Source organism: Streptomyces sp. NPDC053665 (assembly GCF_055585285.1).
In genome coordinates, this window is sequence record NZ_JBVJKK010000003.1 from 840,232 (window position 1) to 855,760 (window position 15,529).

The 15,529-nt window shown below is 69.4% G+C and carries 17 protein-coding genes; 13 read left to right on the forward strand and 4 right to left on the reverse strand.

Going from position 1 to position 15,529, the window contains the following annotated elements:
* The first annotated feature begins 339 nt into the window (after positions 1 to 339).
* The 10 genes from ACZ6ZN_RS16800 (at position 340) to ACZ6ZN_RS16845 (ending at position 8,716) form a co-directional block, all read left to right on the forward strand.
* On the forward strand, positions 340 to 777 hold the full coding sequence (locus ACZ6ZN_RS16800; protein WP_469646799.1) for a hypothetical protein: 438 nt from the start codon (positions 340 to 342) through the stop codon (positions 775 to 777).
* A 273-nt stretch (positions 778 to 1,050) separates the two neighbouring features.
* Positions 1,051 to 1,818, forward strand: coding sequence for a F0F1 ATP synthase subunit A (gene atpB, locus ACZ6ZN_RS16805; RefSeq protein ID WP_469646934.1), 768 nt, complete (start codon positions 1,051 to 1,053; stop codon positions 1,816 to 1,818).
* 75 nt (positions 1,819 to 1,893) lie between these two features.
* Positions 1,894 to 2,130: an ATP synthase F0 subunit C gene (atpE, locus tag ACZ6ZN_RS16810; RefSeq protein WP_171118085.1), complete on the forward strand. Its 237-nt coding sequence runs from the start codon at positions 1,894 to 1,896 to the stop codon at positions 2,128 to 2,130.
* Positions 2,131 to 2,169: 39 nt separating this feature from the next.
* Complete coding sequence (locus ACZ6ZN_RS16815) at positions 2,170 to 2,718, forward strand: F0F1 ATP synthase subunit B (protein ID WP_398106537.1); 549 nt, start codon at positions 2,170 to 2,172, stop codon at positions 2,716 to 2,718.
* Positions 2,715 to 3,530 carry a F0F1 ATP synthase subunit delta gene (locus ACZ6ZN_RS16820; RefSeq protein ID WP_469646802.1) on the forward strand — a complete coding sequence of 272 codons (816 nt, stop codon included), beginning with the start codon at positions 2,715 to 2,717 and terminating at the stop codon, positions 3,528 to 3,530. Before ACZ6ZN_RS16815 ends, ACZ6ZN_RS16820 begins: the two co-directional genes overlap by 4 nt.
* A gap of 124 nt (positions 3,531 to 3,654) precedes the next feature.
* Positions 3,655 to 5,244 carry a F0F1 ATP synthase subunit alpha gene (gene atpA, locus ACZ6ZN_RS16825; RefSeq protein WP_451876189.1) on the forward strand — a complete coding sequence of 530 codons (1,590 nt, stop codon included), beginning with the start codon at positions 3,655 to 3,657 and terminating at the stop codon, positions 5,242 to 5,244.
* Positions 5,245 to 5,264: 20 nt separating this feature from the next.
* Positions 5,265 to 6,179 (forward strand): F0F1 ATP synthase subunit gamma, encoded by a 915-nt coding sequence (locus ACZ6ZN_RS16830; RefSeq protein WP_398106534.1) that lies wholly within the window; start codon positions 5,265 to 5,267, stop codon positions 6,177 to 6,179.
* 3 nt (positions 6,180 to 6,182) lie between these two features.
* Complete coding sequence (gene atpD, locus ACZ6ZN_RS16835; protein WP_398106533.1) at positions 6,183 to 7,631, forward strand: F0F1 ATP synthase subunit beta; 1,449 nt, start codon at positions 6,183 to 6,185, stop codon at positions 7,629 to 7,631.
* Positions 7,632 to 7,761: 130 nt separating this feature from the next.
* Entirely contained in the window at positions 7,762 to 8,139 is a 378-nt protein-coding gene (locus ACZ6ZN_RS16840; protein WP_102908178.1) for a F0F1 ATP synthase subunit epsilon, read from the forward strand.
* 130 nt (positions 8,140 to 8,269) lie between these two features.
* Complete coding sequence (locus tag ACZ6ZN_RS16845; RefSeq protein WP_451876190.1) at positions 8,270 to 8,716, forward strand: DUF2550 domain-containing protein; 447 nt, start codon at positions 8,270 to 8,272, stop codon at positions 8,714 to 8,716.
* Positions 8,717 to 8,820: 104 nt separating this feature from the next.
* Here the strand turns inward: ACZ6ZN_RS16845 and ACZ6ZN_RS16850 are convergent, their stop codons facing one another.
* The 3 genes from ACZ6ZN_RS16850 to ACZ6ZN_RS16860 all read right to left on the reverse strand — a co-directional run bounded on the left by ACZ6ZN_RS16850 (position 8,821) and on the right by ACZ6ZN_RS16860 (position 12,603).
* Positions 8,821 to 10,647 carry a glycosyl hydrolase family 18 protein gene (locus ACZ6ZN_RS16850; RefSeq protein ID WP_469646805.1) on the reverse strand — a complete coding sequence of 609 codons (1,827 nt, stop codon included), beginning with the start codon at positions 10,645 to 10,647 and terminating at the stop codon, positions 8,821 to 8,823.
* 133 nt (positions 10,648 to 10,780) lie between these two features.
* Entirely contained in the window at positions 10,781 to 11,422 is a 642-nt protein-coding gene (locus ACZ6ZN_RS16855) for a response regulator (RefSeq protein ID WP_451876192.1), read from the reverse strand.
* Positions 11,419 to 12,603, reverse strand: a complete 1,185-nt coding sequence (locus ACZ6ZN_RS16860; protein ID WP_469646810.1) for a sensor histidine kinase — start codon at positions 12,601 to 12,603, stop codon at positions 11,419 to 11,421. Before ACZ6ZN_RS16860 ends, ACZ6ZN_RS16855 begins: the two co-directional genes overlap by 4 nt.
* 152 nt (positions 12,604 to 12,755) lie before the next feature.
* Here ACZ6ZN_RS16860 and ACZ6ZN_RS16865 point away from each other — a divergent pair, with 152 nt between their 5' ends.
* Positions 12,756 to 13,334 carry a hypothetical protein gene (locus ACZ6ZN_RS16865; RefSeq protein WP_469646813.1) on the forward strand — a complete coding sequence of 193 codons (579 nt, stop codon included), beginning with the start codon at positions 12,756 to 12,758 and terminating at the stop codon, positions 13,332 to 13,334.
* Between the two features lie 15 nt (positions 13,335 to 13,349).
* Here the strand turns inward: ACZ6ZN_RS16865 and ACZ6ZN_RS16870 are convergent, their stop codons facing one another.
* Positions 13,350 to 13,922: a cob(I)yrinic acid a,c-diamide adenosyltransferase gene (locus ACZ6ZN_RS16870; protein ID WP_451876195.1), complete on the reverse strand. Its 573-nt coding sequence runs from the start codon at positions 13,920 to 13,922 to the stop codon at positions 13,350 to 13,352.
* A 221-nt stretch (positions 13,923 to 14,143) separates the two neighbouring features.
* Here ACZ6ZN_RS16870 and ACZ6ZN_RS16875 point away from each other — a divergent pair, with 221 nt between their 5' ends.
* Positions 14,144 to 14,992 carry a 3-hydroxyacyl-CoA dehydrogenase family protein gene (locus ACZ6ZN_RS16875; protein WP_369193683.1) on the forward strand — a complete coding sequence of 283 codons (849 nt, stop codon included), beginning with the start codon at positions 14,144 to 14,146 and terminating at the stop codon, positions 14,990 to 14,992.
* A gap of 150 nt (positions 14,993 to 15,142) precedes the next feature.
* The gene (locus tag ACZ6ZN_RS16880) at positions 15,143 to 15,466 is read left to right on the forward strand and encodes an STAS domain-containing protein (protein ID WP_369193682.1); all 324 of its coding nucleotides are present in this window, start codon (positions 15,143 to 15,145) and stop codon (positions 15,464 to 15,466) included.
* The last annotated feature ends 63 nt before the right edge of the window (positions 15,467 to 15,529 follow it).

The window sequence follows — 15,529 nt, forward strand, 5'->3', positions numbered from 1 at the left end:
GCACGGCCCCAGCCGCTTTGCCGTCCGGTTCGGCAAGGTAAGAATCTGACGAGAGCATTGCCAAGTCGTGGGGTGGCGATGGGGGTGCAAAGTGCCCCAATACCAGACAAGTGGATGCTGTTCCCGCTCAGACGCGCGTGTTCACTCTCATGTGTGACTGTACGCACACCCTCAGGTAAAGACTGCATCAAATAGTTTGTGATACGGTTCACGAGAACCCCCCGGATAGAGCCGAAGGACCGCAGTGCGACGGTCCACCGGCGTGAGGTCTCCACTCAGCCCGGGACTACGCTCGTCCATGACGACACCCCTGCCCCCTGCGAAAGCGGAGTTGCCGCCATGCCGTCCAATGACGCCCGGAACCTTCTGCAGTGCGCTGTGCCCACAGCCGCTGCCGGCGTGGTCGCGGTCGCTGTCAGCGGCGTGGTGGCCGGAGGCAAGGGAGCCGTCGGAGCGGCCGTCGGTACGGTGCTGGCCATCCTCTTCATGGGAATCGGCCTCTACGTTCTCCAGTGGACGGCGAAAACGCTTCCGCAGCTGTTCCAGGCCATGGGGCTGATGCTCTATGTCGCCCAGTTGCTGCTTCTCCTCATCTTCGTCGCCGTCTTCAGGGACACATCTCTCTTCAACGCCAAGGCGTTCGCCATCGGGCTCGTCGTCGCCACCGTCGTGTGGATGGCCGCACAGGCCCGTGCGCACATGAAGGCCAAGATCTTCTACATCGATCCGGACTCGGAGAAGAGCGACAAGCCCGAGAAGACCGGGTCGTCGTCGTGACGAGTAGGGGCGCGATAAAGGGCAGTCCGAACTCCTGCTATCGTCCGGTGCCAACTGCGGCATCGCGGGCGCGGGCATCTGAGCTGACGCCTGTTCGAACGCGAGGCTCGATGCCCCTCAGCCGCCCTCACATCCGTAACACCAGTCCGGTGCCGATCCGCGGCTGCGCGCCGCGCCGACACAACGAGGTTGCCGTACCCATGCGTCATGCCGAAGGAGCCCGTGGTGAGTGCTGACCAGACCCAGCTCGCCTTTGACTGGAGCTGTCGGATCATGTCCGACGGGTGTGGTTTTCCGGCACCGGGCCTGCACTCGTTCCTCTTCAAGCCGATCGCCACGGTCGGGGGGTACGAGTTCAACAAGGTGATGCTGCTGGCGCTCATCACCACAGTCCTTGTCATCGCCTTCTTCTGGGCGGCCTTCGGCAAGGCCAAGGTGGTGCCGGGCAAGCTGCAGATGGTCGGTGAAGCCGGCTACGACTTCGTCCGCCGCGGCATCGTCTACGAGACCCTCGGCAAGAAGGAGGGCGAGAAGTACGTCCCCCTGATGGTCTCGCTGTTCTTCTTCATCTGGATCATGAATGTCTGGTCCGTGATCCCGCTGGCACAGTTCCCGGTGTCGTCGATCATCGCGTACCCGATCGTGCTGGCCGCCATCGTCTACATCACATGGGTCGGTCTGACCTTCAAGCGGCACGGCTTCGTCGGCTTCTTCAAGAACGTGACCGGCTACGACAAGTCGCTGGGTGCCGTTCTGCCGCTCGTCATGATCATCGAGCTCTTCTCGAACCTGCTGGTCCGCCCCTTCACCCACGCGGTGCGGCTCTTCGCCAACATGTTCGCCGGCCACCTGATGCTGGTCATGTTCACCGTCGCCTCCTGGTACCTGCTGAACAGCTGGATGATCCCGGCGGCAGGCGTCTCGTTCGTCATGACGATCGCCATGATCCTCTTCGAGCTTTTCGTGCAGGCCGTCCAGGCGTACGTCTTCGTGCTGCTGGCCTGCTCGTACATTCAGGGCGCTCTCGCCGAACACCACTGAGCGTCCTCGCCCCCCAGCCCCAGATCGTCCGGTGGCCAACCCCCGCCGGTCCATGAAAGAGAAGGAAGAATCAGCATGGCTGCCACTGAGACCCTCGCCGCTGTCACCGGTTCGCTCGGCTCCATCGGCTACGGCCTCGCCGCCATCGGCCCCGGCATCGGCGTCGGCATCATCTTCGGCAACGGCACCCAGGCCCTGGCCCGTCAGCCCGAGGCCGCCGGCCTGATCCGTGCCAACCAGATCCTGGGCTTCGCCTTCTGTGAGGCGCTCGCCCTCATCGGCATCGTTATGCCGTTCGTGTTCGGTCGCTAAGCCTTAGCCACCTGACACTTTTCGACGAAAGGCACTGATGTGATCGCCAACCTGGTGCAGCTGGCGGCCGAGGAAGAGCAGAACCCGCTCATTCCTCCGGGCCCCGAGCTGCTCGTCGGCACCATCGCCTTCGCCATCGTGTTCTTCTTCTTCTGGAAGAAGCTGCTTCCGAACATCAACAAGGTTCTGGAGGAGCGCCGCGCGGCGATCGAAGGCGGTATCGAAGAGGCCGAGACCATGAAGGTCGAGGCCCAGAGCGTCCTTGAGCAGTACAAGGCACAGCTCGCCGAGGCCCGGCACGAGGCCGCGCGTCTGCGCCAGGAGGCGCAGGAGCAGGGCGCCACGCTCATCGCCGAGATGCGCGCGGAAGGCCAGCGGCAGCGCGAGGAGATCGTCGCCGCCGGTCACGCCCAGATCGAGGCCGACCGCAAGGCCGCCGCGTCCGCGCTGCGCCAGGACGTCGGCAAGCTCGCCACCGACCTGGCCGGCAAGCTCGTCGGCGAGTCCCTCGAGGACCACGCCCGGCAGAGCCGCGTGATCGACCGGTTCCTCGACGACCTCGAGGAGAAGGCCGAGGCCGGGCGATGAATGGAGCGAGCCGCGAGGCCCTGGCAGCCGCACGAGAGCGTCTCGACGCGCTGACGGACTCCACGTCCGCCGACGCGGCGCGGCTCGCCGACGAGCTGGCCGCCGTCACCGCGCTGCTCGACCGCGAGGTGTCGCTGCGTCGGGTCCTGACCGACCCGGCGCAGGCCGGTCAGGCCAAGGCCGAGCTGGCCCAGCGCCTGCTCGGCACGCAGGTCAGCGGCCCCGCCGCCGACCTGGTCGCGGGCATGGTGCGCTCCCGCTGGTCGCGTTCGCGCGACCTGGTGGACGCGCTGGAGGAGCTGGCCGACACGGCCGACCTCACCGCCGCCCAGCAGGCCGGCAAGCTCGACGACGTCGAGGACGAGCTGTTCCGGTTCGGCCGGATCGTCTCCGGCAGCACCGAGCTGCGTGCCGCGCTGACCGACCGCAAGGCCACCACCTCGGCCAAGAGCGGGCTGCTGCGCGGCCTCCTCGGCGGCCGGGCGCAGTCGGCCACCGAGCGTCTGGTGACGCGCCTTGTGACCGCGCCGCGTGGACGTAGCCTGGAGTCGGGACTCGAGTACCTGTCCAAGCTCGCCGCCGAACGCCGGGACCGCATGGTCGCCATCGTGACCTCGGCGGTTCCGCTGAGCGACCTGCAGAAGCAGCGCCTGGGCGCCGCCCTGGCGAAGCTCTACGGCCGCCAGATGCACCTCAACCTGGACGTGGACCCCGAGGTCCTCGGCGGGATCAGGGTGCAGGTCGGCGACGAGGTGATCAACGGCTCCCTCGCGGACCGCATCGAGGACGCCAGCCGCCGGCTCGCCGGCTGAGCAGCAACTCAATAGGCACAACGTACTTACGACGGCCCTGGTTGGGCCGTGCAGAAGAATCCTGGGGGTCGCCCCCAGACCCCCTAAGAAACTTCGGGCCCAACAAGGAGAGCAGGGAACCCAGATGGCGGAGCTCACGATCCGGCCGGAGGAGATCCGGGACGCGCTGGAGAACTTCGTCCAGGCGTACAAGCCGGACGCGGCCTCGCGCGAGGAGGTCGGTACGGTCACCTTTGCCGGCGACGGCATCGCGAAGGTGGAGGGCCTGCCCTCGACCATGGCCAACGAGCTGCTGAAGTTCGAGGACGGCACCCTCGGCCTCGCCCTCAACCTCGAGGAGCGCGAGATCGGTGCCATCGTCCTCGGTGAGTTCAGCGGCATCGAGGAGGGTCAGCCGGTCTCCCGCACCGGTGAGGTTCTCTCCGTCGCGGTGGGCGAGGGCTACCTCGGCCGCGTGGTCGACCCCCTCGGCAACCCGATCGACGGCCTCGGCGAGATCGAGTCCGAAGGCCGCCGCGCCCTCGAGCTGCAGGCCCCCACGGTCATGCAGCGCAAGTCGGTGCACGAGCCGATGGAGACGGGCTACAAGGCCGTCGACGCGATGACCCCCGTCGGCCGCGGTCAGCGTCAGCTGATCATCGGTGACCGCCAGACCGGCAAGACCGCCCTGGCTGTCGACACCATCATCAACCAGCGTGACAACTGGCGTACCGGCGACCCGAACAAGCAGGTCCGCTGCATCTACGTCGCCATCGGCCAGAAGGGCTCCACCATCGCCGGCGTGCGCGGCGCTCTGGAGGAGGCCGGCGCGCTGGAGTACACGACCATCGTCGCCGCCCCGGCGTCCGACCCGGCCGGCTTCAAGTACCTGGCGCCGTACACCGGTTCGGCCATCGGCCAGCACTGGATGTACCAGGGCAAGCACGTCCTGATCATCTTCGACGACCTGTCGAAGCAGGCCGACGCCTACCGCGCCGTGTCGCTGCTGCTGCGCCGCCCGCCGGGCCGTGAGGCCTACCCGGGTGACGTCTTCTACCTGCACTCCCGCCTGCTGGAGCGCTGCGCCAAGCTCTCCGACGAGATGGGCGCGGGTTCGATGACCGGTCTGCCGATCGTCGAGACCAAGGCCAACGACGTCTCGGCGTTCATCCCGACCAACGTCATCTCCATCACCGACGGCCAGTGCTTCCTGGAGTCGGACCTGTTCAACGCCGGTCAGCGCCCCGCGCTGAACGTCGGTATCTCCGTCTCCCGAGTCGGTGGTTCCGCGCAGCACAAGGCGATGAAGCAGGTCTCCGGCCGTCTGCGCGTGGACCTCGCCCAGTTCCGTGAGCTGGAGGCGTTCGCCGCCTTCGGTTCCGACCTGGACGCCGCGTCGAAGGCGCAGCTGGAGCGCGGTCAGCGCATGGTCGAGCTGCTGAAGCAGCCGCAGTACCAGCCGATGGCCACCGAGGACCAGGTCGTCTCCGTCTGGGCCGGCACCACCGGCAAGATGGACGACGTCCCCGTCGCCGACATCCGCCGCTTCGAGTCGGAGCTCCTGGACCACCTGCACCGCAAGGAGCAGGGTCTGATGACCTCCATCCGCGAGGGCGGCAAGATGTCCGACGACACCCTGCAGGCCGTGGCGGACGCCATCGCGGAGTTCAAGAAGCAGTTCGAGACCTCCGACGGCAAGCTGCTCGGCGAGGACGCCCCGGCTGCCGGCAAGTGACGACGGAAGGGACCTGACTCATGGGAGCCCAGCTCCGGGTCTACAAGCGTCGCATCCGATCCGTCTCCGCGACCAAGAAGATCACCAAGGCGATGGAGATGATCGCCGCCTCGCGCGTCGTCAAGGCGCAGCGCAAGGTGGCGGCCTCCACCCCGTACGCGACCGAGCTCACCCGCGCGGTCACGGCGGTCGCCACCGGCTCTAACACCAAGCACCCGCTGACGACGGAGGCCGAGAACCCGACCCGTGCCGCGGTCCTGCTCCTCACGAGCGACCGCGGTCTGGCCGGCGCCTTCAACGCCAACGCCATCAAGGCGGCGGAGAGGCTCACGGCGAAGCTGGAGGCCGAGGGCAAGGAGGTCGTCAACTTCATCGTCGGCCGCCGTGGTGTCGCCCACTACAACTTCCGCGAGCGCAAGATCGCGGAGTCGTTCACGGGCTTCACCGACGACCCCTCGTACACGGACGCCAAGAAGGTCGCGGCCCCGCTGATCGAGGCCATCGAGACGGAGACGGCCGAGGGCGGGGTGGACGAGCTCCACATCGTCTACACCGAGTTCGTGTCGATGATGACGCAGACGGCGATCGAGGCCCGGCTCCTGCCGCTCAGCCTCGACGAGGTGGCGGCGGAGGCCAAGCCCAAGGGCGAGATCCTCCCGCTGTTCGACTTCGAGCCCTCGGCGGAGGACGTCCTGGACGCCCTGCTGCCGCGCTACGTGGAGAGCCGTATCTACAACGCGCTGCTCCAGTCGGCCGCCTCCAAGCACGCCGCCACGCGGCGCGCGATGAAGTCGGCCACCGACAACGCCGGAGAGCTCATCGAGACGCTCACCCGGCTTGCCAACCAGGCCCGCCAGGCCGAAATCACCCAGGAAATCAGCGAGATCGTCGGTGGCGCCAGTGCCCTGGCCGACGCGACCGCGGGGAGTGACTGACAAATGACCACCACTGTTGAGCCGACCGCTCCTGCTGGCGTGGCCACTGGCCGCGTCGCGCGGGTCATCGGCCCGGTCGTCGACGTGGAGTTCCCCGTCGACGCGATGCCGGAGATCTACAACGCCCTGCACGTCGAGGTCGCCGACCCGGCGCTCGAGGGCGCGAAGAAGACGCTGACCCTGGAGGTCGCGCAGCACCTGGGCGACGGCCTGGTCCGCGCGATCTCGATGCAGCCGACCGACGGCCTGGTCCGCCAGGCCCCGGTGACCGACACCGGCGAGGGCATCACCGTCCCCGTCGGCGACTTCACCAAGGGCAAGGTGTTCAACACCCTCGGCGAGGTGCTGAACACCGACGAGGTCCACACGGGCGAGCGCTGGTCCATCCACCGCAAGGCCCCCGCGTTCGACCAGCTCGAGTCGAAGACCGAGATGTTCGAGACGGGCCTGAAGGTCGTCGACCTGCTGACCCCGTACGTCAAGGGCGGCAAGATCGGTCTGTTCGGTGGTGCCGGTGTCGGCAAGACCGTGCTGATCCAGGAAATGATCATGCGTGTCGCCAACCTCCACGAGGGCGTCTCCGTCTTCGCGGGCGTCGGCGAGCGCACCCGTGAGGGCAACGACCTCATCGCGGAGATGGAAGAGTCCGGCGTTCTGGACAAGACCGCCCTGGTCTTCGGCCAGATGGACGAGCCCCCGGGCACCCGTCTGCGCGTGGCCCTGGCCGGCCTGACGATGGCGGAGTACTTCCGTGACGTCCAGAAGCAGGACGTGCTGTTCTTCATCGACAACATCTTCCGCTTCACCCAGGCCGGTTCCGAGGTGTCGACCCTGCTCGGCCGTATGCCCTCCGCGGTGGGCTACCAGCCGAACCTGGCCGACGAGATGGGCACCCTCCAGGAGCGCATCACCTCGACCCGTGGTCACTCGATCACCTCGATGCAGGCGATCTACGTCCCCGCGGACGACCTGACCGACCCGGCCCCGGCCACCACCTTCGCCCACCTCGACGCGACGACGGTTCTGTCCCGTCCGATCTCCGAGAAGGGCATCTACCCGGCCGTGGACCCGCTGGACTCGACGTCCCGCATCCTCGACCCGCGGTACATCTCGGCGGACCACTACAACGCCGCGATGCGCGTGAAGAACATCCTGCAGAAGTACAAGGACCTGCAGGACATCATCGCGATCCTCGGTATCGACGAGCTCGGCGAGGAGGACAAGCTCGTCGTCCACCGTGCCCGTCGCGTGGAGCGCTTCCTGTCCCAGAACACCCACGCCGCCAAGCAGTTCACCGGCGTGGACGGTTCGGACGTGCCGCTGGACGAGTCGATCGCCGCCTTCAACGCGATCTGCGACGGCGAGTACGACCACTTCCCGGAGCAGGCGTTCTTCATGTGCGGTGGTCTCGAGGACCTGAAGAAGAACGCGAAGGAGCTCGGCGTCTCCTGAGCCTCGTGCTCGACGTGAGCCGCGTGCTCACACCGGAGGGGGCGGGGTTCGTCCCGCCCCCTCCGTCACGCCTACTAGACTTGTAACCAACACCCGGCACTCCCGCCGGGTGGTGACCCGAGGAGCCACCTTGGCTGCTGAGCTGCACGTCGCGCTGGTCGCGGCCGACCGTGAGGTCTGGTCCGGCCAGGCCACCCTGGTCGTCGCGCGCACCACGTCCGGCGACATCGGCGTCATGCCCGGTCACCAGCCGCTGCTCGGTGTGCTGGAGTCGGGCCCGGTGACCATCCGCACGAGCGAGGGCGGGACGGTCGTCGCCGCGGTGCACGGCGGATTCATCTCGTTCGCGGACGACAAGCTCTCCCTGCTGGCCGAAGTCGCCGAGCTGTCGGACGAGATCGACGTCCAGCGTGCCGAGCAGGAGCTGGAGCGCGCGAAGGCGGAGGACGACGCGGAGGCCCGGCGCCGCGCGGACGTCCGGCTGCGGGCTGCGACGGCGGCGCGCTGACCCCGCTCGCCGTGTACTTGACGTCACTCAGCCGCGGCTGGGTACCGGAGAGATCCGGACCCGGCCGCGGCTGAGGCGGATGTGGGTGTTTTTACGTTCCGTTACCTAGGAGACGAGGAGGTCGGTGTCGATGGTCCTCGCTCTGACTGTGTGCGGAATCGTGGTGGCCCTCGTGGTGGTGGGCCTGTTCGTCTTCGGTCTGCGCCGCCGGCTGATCCAGCGCTCGGGCGGCACCTTCGACGCCAGCCTGCGCTGGGACGCCCCCGCCGAGGGCGAGAGCAACGGCAAGGGGTGGGCGTACGGAGTGGCCCGGTACAACGGCGACCGCGTCGAGTGGTACCGGGTCTTCTCGTATGCGCCGCGCCCGCGCCGCGTCCTGGAGCGGTCGGCGATCGAGGTGGCCGGCCGCCGGGTCCCGGAGGGCGAGGAGGAACTGGCGCTGCTCTCCGACCACGTGATCCTGGCCTGTCTGCACCGGGGTACGCGCCTGGAACTCGCGATGAGCGAGGACGCGCTGACCGGTTTCCTCGCGTGGCTCGAGGCCGCGCCCCCCGGACAGCGGGTGAACGTGGCGTAGCCGCGGTCCCCCCCCCGAACGGGTGACGCTCCCCCGGAAGGATTCCGGGGGAGCGTCAGTGTCGTCCAGGGTCTATGACCCTTCGAACGTCTCTCTCGTCCGGCCTACTTCAGGCCGCTGTCGATGGCGGCCGCCAGCTCTCCGTTGGCGGTGTCGCCGCTGAACTCCCAGAAGAACGCGCCGCCCAGGCCCTGGCTCTTGGCCCAGCTCATCTTGGAGGCGATGGTCGACGGGGTGTCGTACGACCACCAGTTGCTGCCGCAGTGGGCGTACGCGGTGCCGGCGACGGTGCCGGTGGCGGGGCAGGAGTTCTTGAGGATCTTGTAGTCCTCGATACCCGCCTCGTAGGTGCCGGGTGCGGGGCCGGTGGCGGTGCCGCCGGGGGCGGCCTGGGTGACACCGGTCCAGCCGCGGCCGTAGAAGCCGATGCCGAGCAGGAGCTTGCTCGCCGGGACGCCCTTGGCCTTGAGCTTGGCGATGGCCGCCGCGGAGTTGAAGCCGTCCTTCGGGATGCCGCTGTACGAGGTCAGCGGGGAGTGCGGGGCCGTCGGGCCGGCCTTGTCCCAGGCGCCGAAGTAGTCGTACGTCATCACGTTGTACCAGTCGAGGTACTGGGCGGCGCCGCCGTAGTCGGCCGCGTCGATCTTGCCGCCGGACGAGCCGTCGGCGGTGATGGCCGCGGTGATCAGGTAGTTGGAGCCGAACTCGGTGCGCAGGGCCTGGGAGAGGGTCTTGAACGCCGCCGGACCGGACGTGTCACAGGTCAGGCCGCAGGCGTTCGGGTACTCCCAGTCGATGTCGATGCCGTCGAAGACGTCGGCCCAGCGCGGGTCCTCCACGACGGCCTTGCAGGACTTGGCGAACGCGGCCGCGTTCTGCGCCGCCTGGCCGAAGCCGCCGGAGTAGGTCCAGCCGCCGAAGGAGTACAGCACCTTGATGTGCGGGTACTTGGCCTTCAGCTGGCGCAGCTGGTTGAAGTTGCCGCGCAGCGGCTGGTCCCAGGTGTCGGCGGTGCCGCTGACGGACTGGTCGGCGGTGTAGGCCTTGTCGTAGGCGGCGTAGGTGTCGTCGACGGTGCACTGACCGTTCTTGACGTTGCCGAACGCGTAGTTGATGTGGGTGATCTTCGACGCGGTGCCCGACGTCACGAGGTTCTTGACGTGGTAGTTGCGGCCGTAGACGCCCCACTCGGTGAAGTAGCCGAGCTTGACCTTGTCGCCGGGGGGCGGCTCGGTGGTGCCGCCGGTGGTGCGGACCCGCACGGCGCCGCTGACCGGGCCGGTCTGGTCGGCGGTGTCACGGGCCTGGACCGAGTAGGAGTAGTCCGTGCCCTTGGTCAGGCCGGTGTCCGTGTACGAGGTCGTCGTGACGGTGGCGACCTTGGCGCCGTCGCGCAGGACGTCGTAGTTCTTGACGCCCTTGTCGTCGGTGGCGGCGGACCAGGTCAGCTTCGCCGAGGTGTCGGTGATGCCGGAGGCCGTGGGGGTGCCGGGGGCGCTCGGCGCGCTGTCGCCGGGCTCGCCGGTGCCGCCGCCGTCGCAGCTGCCGCCGTTGAGCTTGCAGTTGGCGGGGGAGCCGGAGCCGGAGCCGTTGAAGCCGAAGGAGACGGAGGCGCCGGGGGCGAGGCTGCCGTTCCAGGCCTTGTTCTTCGCGGTCCAGTGGGTGCCGGAGGAGGTGACGTCGGCGTCCCAGGAGGAGGTGACGGACGTGCCGGAGGGGAAGTCCCACTCGACGGTCCAGGAGCTGATGGAGGTGGTGCCGGTGTTCTTCACCGTCCACTTGCCCTCGAAGCCGGAGCCCCAGTCCTGGGTCTTGGTGTAGGTGGCGGTCGCGGACGTGGCTGCCTGGGCCGGGCTCGCCAGGCCGACGAGGCCGGCGAAGGGGAGCAACAGGGTCGCGAACCCTGCCGCGGCTCTGTGTCTGAAGCGCATGCTGCGCCTCCTCGATGGAGTTGTGGGGGGCGTGACTGAGCCTCACGCCACTCGTGATGCGGTGAGAATAGAAAGGTCTGGACCACCGGTCAATAGGTCTGGACCACCACGACCTGTGCCGATCCGTGCCGGATCAGAGCCCCAACTCCTGCGCGAGCACCGCCGCTTGCACCCGGCTGCGCAGCTCCAGCTTGGCCAGCAGGCGGCTGACGTGCGTCTTCACGGTCGCCTCGGCCATGTCCAGCCGCTCGGCCACCCCCGCGTTCGACAGCCCCTCGCCGAGACAGGACAGCACCTCGCGTTCGCGCCGGGTCAGCCGCTCCAGCACCGCCGGGTCGGCCGCCGGCTCCCGGGCGGGCCTCGCGGCGAACTCCGCGATGAGCCGCCGGGTGACCGCGGGGGCGATCAGGCCCTCCCCGCGCGCGACGGTCCGCACCGCCTCCAGCAGGTCCCCGGCCTCCGTGTGCTTCAGCAGGAAGCCGGAGGCGCCCGCCCGCAGCGCCCCGAAGACGTACTCGTCCAGGTCGAAGGTGGTCAGCACGAGCACGTCCGCGAGCCGGTCCGCGACGATCCGCCGGGTCGCCGTCACCCCGTCCAGACGCGGCATCTGAACGTCCATCAGCACCACGTCCGGCCGCAGCTCCCGGGCCAGCTCCACGGCCTGCTCGCCGTCCGCCGCCTCGCCGGCCACCTCGATGTCGGGGGCGCTGCGCAGGATGAGCACCAGGCCGGCGCGGACGGCGGACTGGTCCTCGGCGACCAGGACGCGGATCATGCGGGTTCTCCTTCGACGACGGGCAGGGCGGCGCGCACGACCCAGACCTTGCCCTCCGGCGAGGTCTCGGGTCCGGCCTCGAACGTGCCGTCCAGCAGCGCGACGCGTTCGCGCATGCCGACCAGGCCCGCGCCCGACCCGGGAGCGCCGGGCACCTCACGGTCTCCGTAGGGGCTGGTGACGGTGACGGCCAGCGACCCGTCCCGCCGGGTCAGGCGGACGGCGACCCGGCCGGGACCGGCGTGCTTGAGGGCGTTGGTCAGGGACTCCTGCACGATGCGGTAGGCGGCGAGCTCGACCGGCGCGGGTACGGCGCCCGGGGCCGCGTCCAGGTGGACGTCGAGGCCGTTGGTGCGGGCCGCCTCGACCAGGGCGTCCAGCCCGTCGAGCGTGGGGGCCGCGGCCGGCTCGGTGCCGCCGCCGGCGTCCCGCAGGATGCCGATCAGACGGCGCATCTCGGCCAGCCCCTCGACGCTGTTCTCGCGGATGACCGTGAGGGCGTCCCGGGAGGTCTTCGCGTCGTCCAGGGAGAGCGCGGCCGTGGAGTGGATGGCGATCGCCGAGAGGTGGTTGGCGACCATGTCGTGCAGTTCGCGGGCCATCCGGGCGCGTTCGGCGGTGACCGCCTGGGTGCGGTCCATCTCGGCGAGCAGCGCGGTCTGCCCGGCGCGCAGCCGGGCCGCGTCGGCGGCCTCGCGGTGGTTGCGCACGATCAGCCCGGTGGAGGCGGGCCCGAAGGCGACCAGGCCCGTCACCACGCCGATCAGCAGCGCCTCGGGCTCGCGCCAGAGCGCGAACGGCACGACGGCTCCGGCCACCGTGAGCAGCCCGGTGATCCGCGGGATCCGGTGCGCCGAGGCGGGCGGCCCGTACAGCACGGCCGCGTACATCAGATCGGTGTACATCAGGATCGTCACCAGGTTGCCCTGGGTGACGGTGTCCAGGACGATCGCGGGCGTGCCGACCAGCAGGGCCGTGCGCGGCGCGGTCCGGCGCAGCAGCTCGCAGCCCGCCATGACGACCAGCGGCAGCAGGACGGGCCAGCGTCCCGGCAGCAGGACGTACGGCTCGGTGTGCGGCCGGACGGACAGGCCGAGACCCCACAGCAGCAGTCCGCCCAGCAGGCTGCCCAGCGCGACGACCGCGTCGAAGCGGCTGGGGCGGGTCGGTCGTGCGGCCATGTCCCCATCCAACACGGCCGCGTGGTGCGGCGCCTGATCCCCGCGGAGGGTCCCCGGCTGCATCTTTCGATGTACCGCGACCTCGTCGGCGGTGACGACGACTCCGGCCGCACCGCCCGGGAGCCTTGAAGGGTGACCGAGAGGAGCGAACCGTGATCGTCGCCTTGATCGCCGCCTGCGAGGTCGGCTTCTGGGTGCTGCTGGCGGCCGGGCTGGCCTTCCGCTACCTGCTGCGGATGCCGCGCACGGGACTGGCGCTGCTGCTGTGCGAACCGCTGCTGGAGGTCGTCCTGCTGGTCGCCACCGCGGTGGACCTGAGGAACGGCGCCGATCCCGACTGGACGCACGGGCTGGCCGCGCTGTACATCGGCTACACCGTGGGGCACGGCCACCGCACGGTGACGTGGCTGGACGGCCACGCGGCCCACCGGCTGGGCGGCGCCCCGAAGCCCGCCGGCCCGCCGCGGTTCGGCCTGGCCCGGGCGCGTCACGAGGGAAAGGTCTGGCTGGGCACGCTCGTGGGCGCCGTCGTCGCGACCGGGCTGCTCCAGCTGGCCATCTGGTACGTCGACGACCCGAGCCGCGTCACCTCGCTGGAGAGCTGGCGCTGGGTGGCGTGGCGCGCCGCGGGCATCCACGGCCTGATCGCGCTGAGCTATCTGATCTGGCCGCGGAAGGCTCCGGCGGGGGAGCCGGAGGCGAGGGTCGAGGACCAGCGAGCGCGTCGCTGAGGCGCCGGGGTGCCCCTACCGCTCCCCGCCCGGGACCCACAGGACGTCGCCGAGCTCCTTGTTCGCCGTCCGCGCGAGGATGAACAGGAGGTCGGAGAGGCGGTTGAGGTACGTGGCGGTCAGGGGGTTCATCACGTCGGCGTGGACCTCCAGGGCGGCCCAGGTGGAGCGCTCCGCCCGGCGCACGACCGTGCAGGCCTGGTGGAGGAGGGCCGCGCCGGGGGTGCCGCCGGGGAGGATGAAGGAGCGGAGCTTCTCCAGCCGCTCGTTGAAGCGGTCGCAGTCCGCCTCCAGCTTGTCGACGTAGAACTGCTCGACCCGCAGGGGAGGGAACTCCGGGTTCTCCACCACCGGCGTCGACAGGTCCGCCCCCACGTCGAACAGGTCGTTCTGCACGCGGGTGAGGACCTCGACGACCTCCTCGTCCAGACCGCCCAGCGCGATCGCCGTGCCGATCACCGCGTTCGCCTCGTTGGCGTCGGCGTACGCGGCGATCCGCAGGTCGGTCTTGGCGACCCGGCTCATGTCACCGAGGGCGGTCGTGCCCGCGTCGCCGGTCCTGGTGTAGATGCGCGTCAGATTGACCATGCGACCAGCCTAGTTACGCACCGGCCGATCGGGACACGTGTGTGCCCACCGTCACCGGGGAGGGGCCCAACTACGCCGTCCGGGGCGCCGCGTGACCCCTGCCGGTGTGATGTCCGTCATGTGAGACGTGACGCGCATTACTTACTGGTCACACAGGACCTCACGACCGCTACTGTCCGCTGGAGAGGCAGACATGAACAGCGCGTCAGGGGAGTCGCACAGTGGCACGGAAGCTCGCCGTCATCGGAGCCGGCCTCATGGGATCCGGCATCGCCCAGGTCTCCGCACAGGCGGGCTGGGAGGTGGTCCTGCGTGACGTCACCGACGAGGCGCTGCGGCGCGGCACCGACGGCATCAAGGCGTCGTACGACAAGTTCGTCGCCAAGGGGAAGCTGGAGGCGCACGACGCCGACGCCGCCCTGGCGCGCATCACCGCCACCACCGACCTGGACGCCGCGGCCGACGCGGACGTCGTCGTCGAGGCCGTGTTCGAGAAGCTCGAGGTCAAGCACGAGATCTTCCGTGCGCTCGACAAGATCGTGAAGGACGAGGCGATCCTCGCCTCCAACACCTCCGCCATCCCGATCACCAAGATCGCGGCCGCGACGGAGCGCCCCGAGCGGGTCGTCGGCACGCACTTCTTCTCGCCGGTGCCGATGATGCAGCTGTGCGAGCTGGTGCGCGGCTACAAGACCAGCGACGAAACCCTCGCCACCGCCCGCGAGTTCGCCGAGTCCGTCGGGAAGACCTGCATCGTCGTCAACCGCGACGTCGCCGGGTTCGTGACGACCCGTCTCATCTGCGCCCTGGTCGTCGAGGCCGCGAAGCTGCAGGAGTCCGGCGTGGCCAGCGCCGAGGACATCGACCTCGCCTGCAAGCTGGGCTTCGGCCACGCCATGGGCCCGCTGGCCACGGCGGACCTGACGGGCGTCGACATCCTGCTGCACGCCACGAACAACATCTACACCGAGTCCCAGGACGAGAAGTTCGCCGCCCCCGAGTCGATGCGCCGGATGGTTGACGCCGGTGACATCGGCCGCAAGAGCGGGCAGGGCTTCTACAAGCACTGAAAACCGCACACGCCCCGGGGGGATCACTCCCCGGGGTGAATTCGGTATCGGTTCGCTTACAAGAAGCAACCTCCGGCTCCTCCACACAGTCAGAGGTTGCATACCCAGAACCAGAACGCGGAGCACGATTCGCACGCACCGGGAGCGCATATGTACATCAGGGGCGACCACGCCGAGCTGGTCGTCGGGGGCCGCCTCGACGTCCGCAGCGCGGCGGACGCCCGTACGGTTCTGCACTCGGCCGTCGACGGCGGAGTCGGTGACCTCGTGCTCGATCTGTCCGCACTGGACTCCTGGGACGCCACCGGACTCGGCGTCATCATGGGCGCCCACCGGCGGGCCGGCCGCTGCGGCCGGCGGCTGGTGCTGCGCGGCGTCCCGCCGCAGATGCAGCGGCTGCTCGTCGCCACCCGCCTGCACCGCATCCTCGCCATCGAGGGCGGCATCGGCGTGGAGACCCTGCCCCGCGTGTGACGCCCGTCCGGGTGTGAACCGGGCGACCGGGGAGACCCGGCCCCACGGCGCCGAGCAGCGCGC

Excerpts from the sequence above, each read along its gene's own strand:
- ACZ6ZN_RS16800 (WP_469646799.1), top strand. The coding sequence starts at position 340 with ATGCCGTCCAATGACGCCCGGAACCTTCTGCAGTGCGCTGTGCCCACA.
- atpB (WP_469646934.1), top strand. The coding sequence starts at position 1,051 with ATGTCCGACGGGTGTGGTTTTCCGGCACCGGGCCTGCACTCGTTCCTC.
- atpE (WP_171118085.1), top strand. The coding sequence starts at position 1,894 with ATGGCTGCCACTGAGACCCTCGCCGCTGTCACCGGTTCGCTCGGCTCC.
- ACZ6ZN_RS16820 (WP_469646802.1), top strand. The coding sequence starts at position 2,715 with ATGAATGGAGCGAGCCGCGAGGCCCTGGCAGCCGCACGAGAGCGTCTC.
- atpA (WP_451876189.1), top strand. The coding sequence starts at position 3,655 with ATGGCGGAGCTCACGATCCGGCCGGAGGAGATCCGGGACGCGCTGGAG.
- ACZ6ZN_RS16830 (WP_398106534.1), top strand. The coding sequence starts at position 5,265 with ATGGGAGCCCAGCTCCGGGTCTACAAGCGTCGCATCCGATCCGTCTCC.
- atpD (WP_398106533.1), top strand. The coding sequence starts at position 6,183 with ATGACCACCACTGTTGAGCCGACCGCTCCTGCTGGCGTGGCCACTGGC.
- ACZ6ZN_RS16845 (WP_451876190.1), top strand. The coding sequence starts at position 8,270 with ATGGTCCTCGCTCTGACTGTGTGCGGAATCGTGGTGGCCCTCGTGGTG.
- ACZ6ZN_RS16850 (WP_469646805.1), bottom strand. The coding sequence starts at position 10,647 with ATGCGCTTCAGACACAGAGCCGCGGCAGGGTTCGCGACCCTGTTGCTC.
- ACZ6ZN_RS16855 (WP_451876192.1), bottom strand. The coding sequence starts at position 11,422 with ATGATCCGCGTCCTGGTCGCCGAGGACCAGTCCGCCGTCCGCGCCGGC.
- ACZ6ZN_RS16860 (WP_469646810.1), bottom strand. The coding sequence starts at position 12,603 with ATGGCCGCACGACCGACCCGCCCCAGCCGCTTCGACGCGGTCGTCGCG.
- ACZ6ZN_RS16870 (WP_451876195.1), bottom strand. The coding sequence starts at position 13,922 with ATGGTCAATCTGACGCGCATCTACACCAGGACCGGCGACGCGGGCACG.
- ACZ6ZN_RS16880 (WP_369193682.1), top strand. The coding sequence starts at position 15,143 with ATGTACATCAGGGGCGACCACGCCGAGCTGGTCGTCGGGGGCCGCCTC.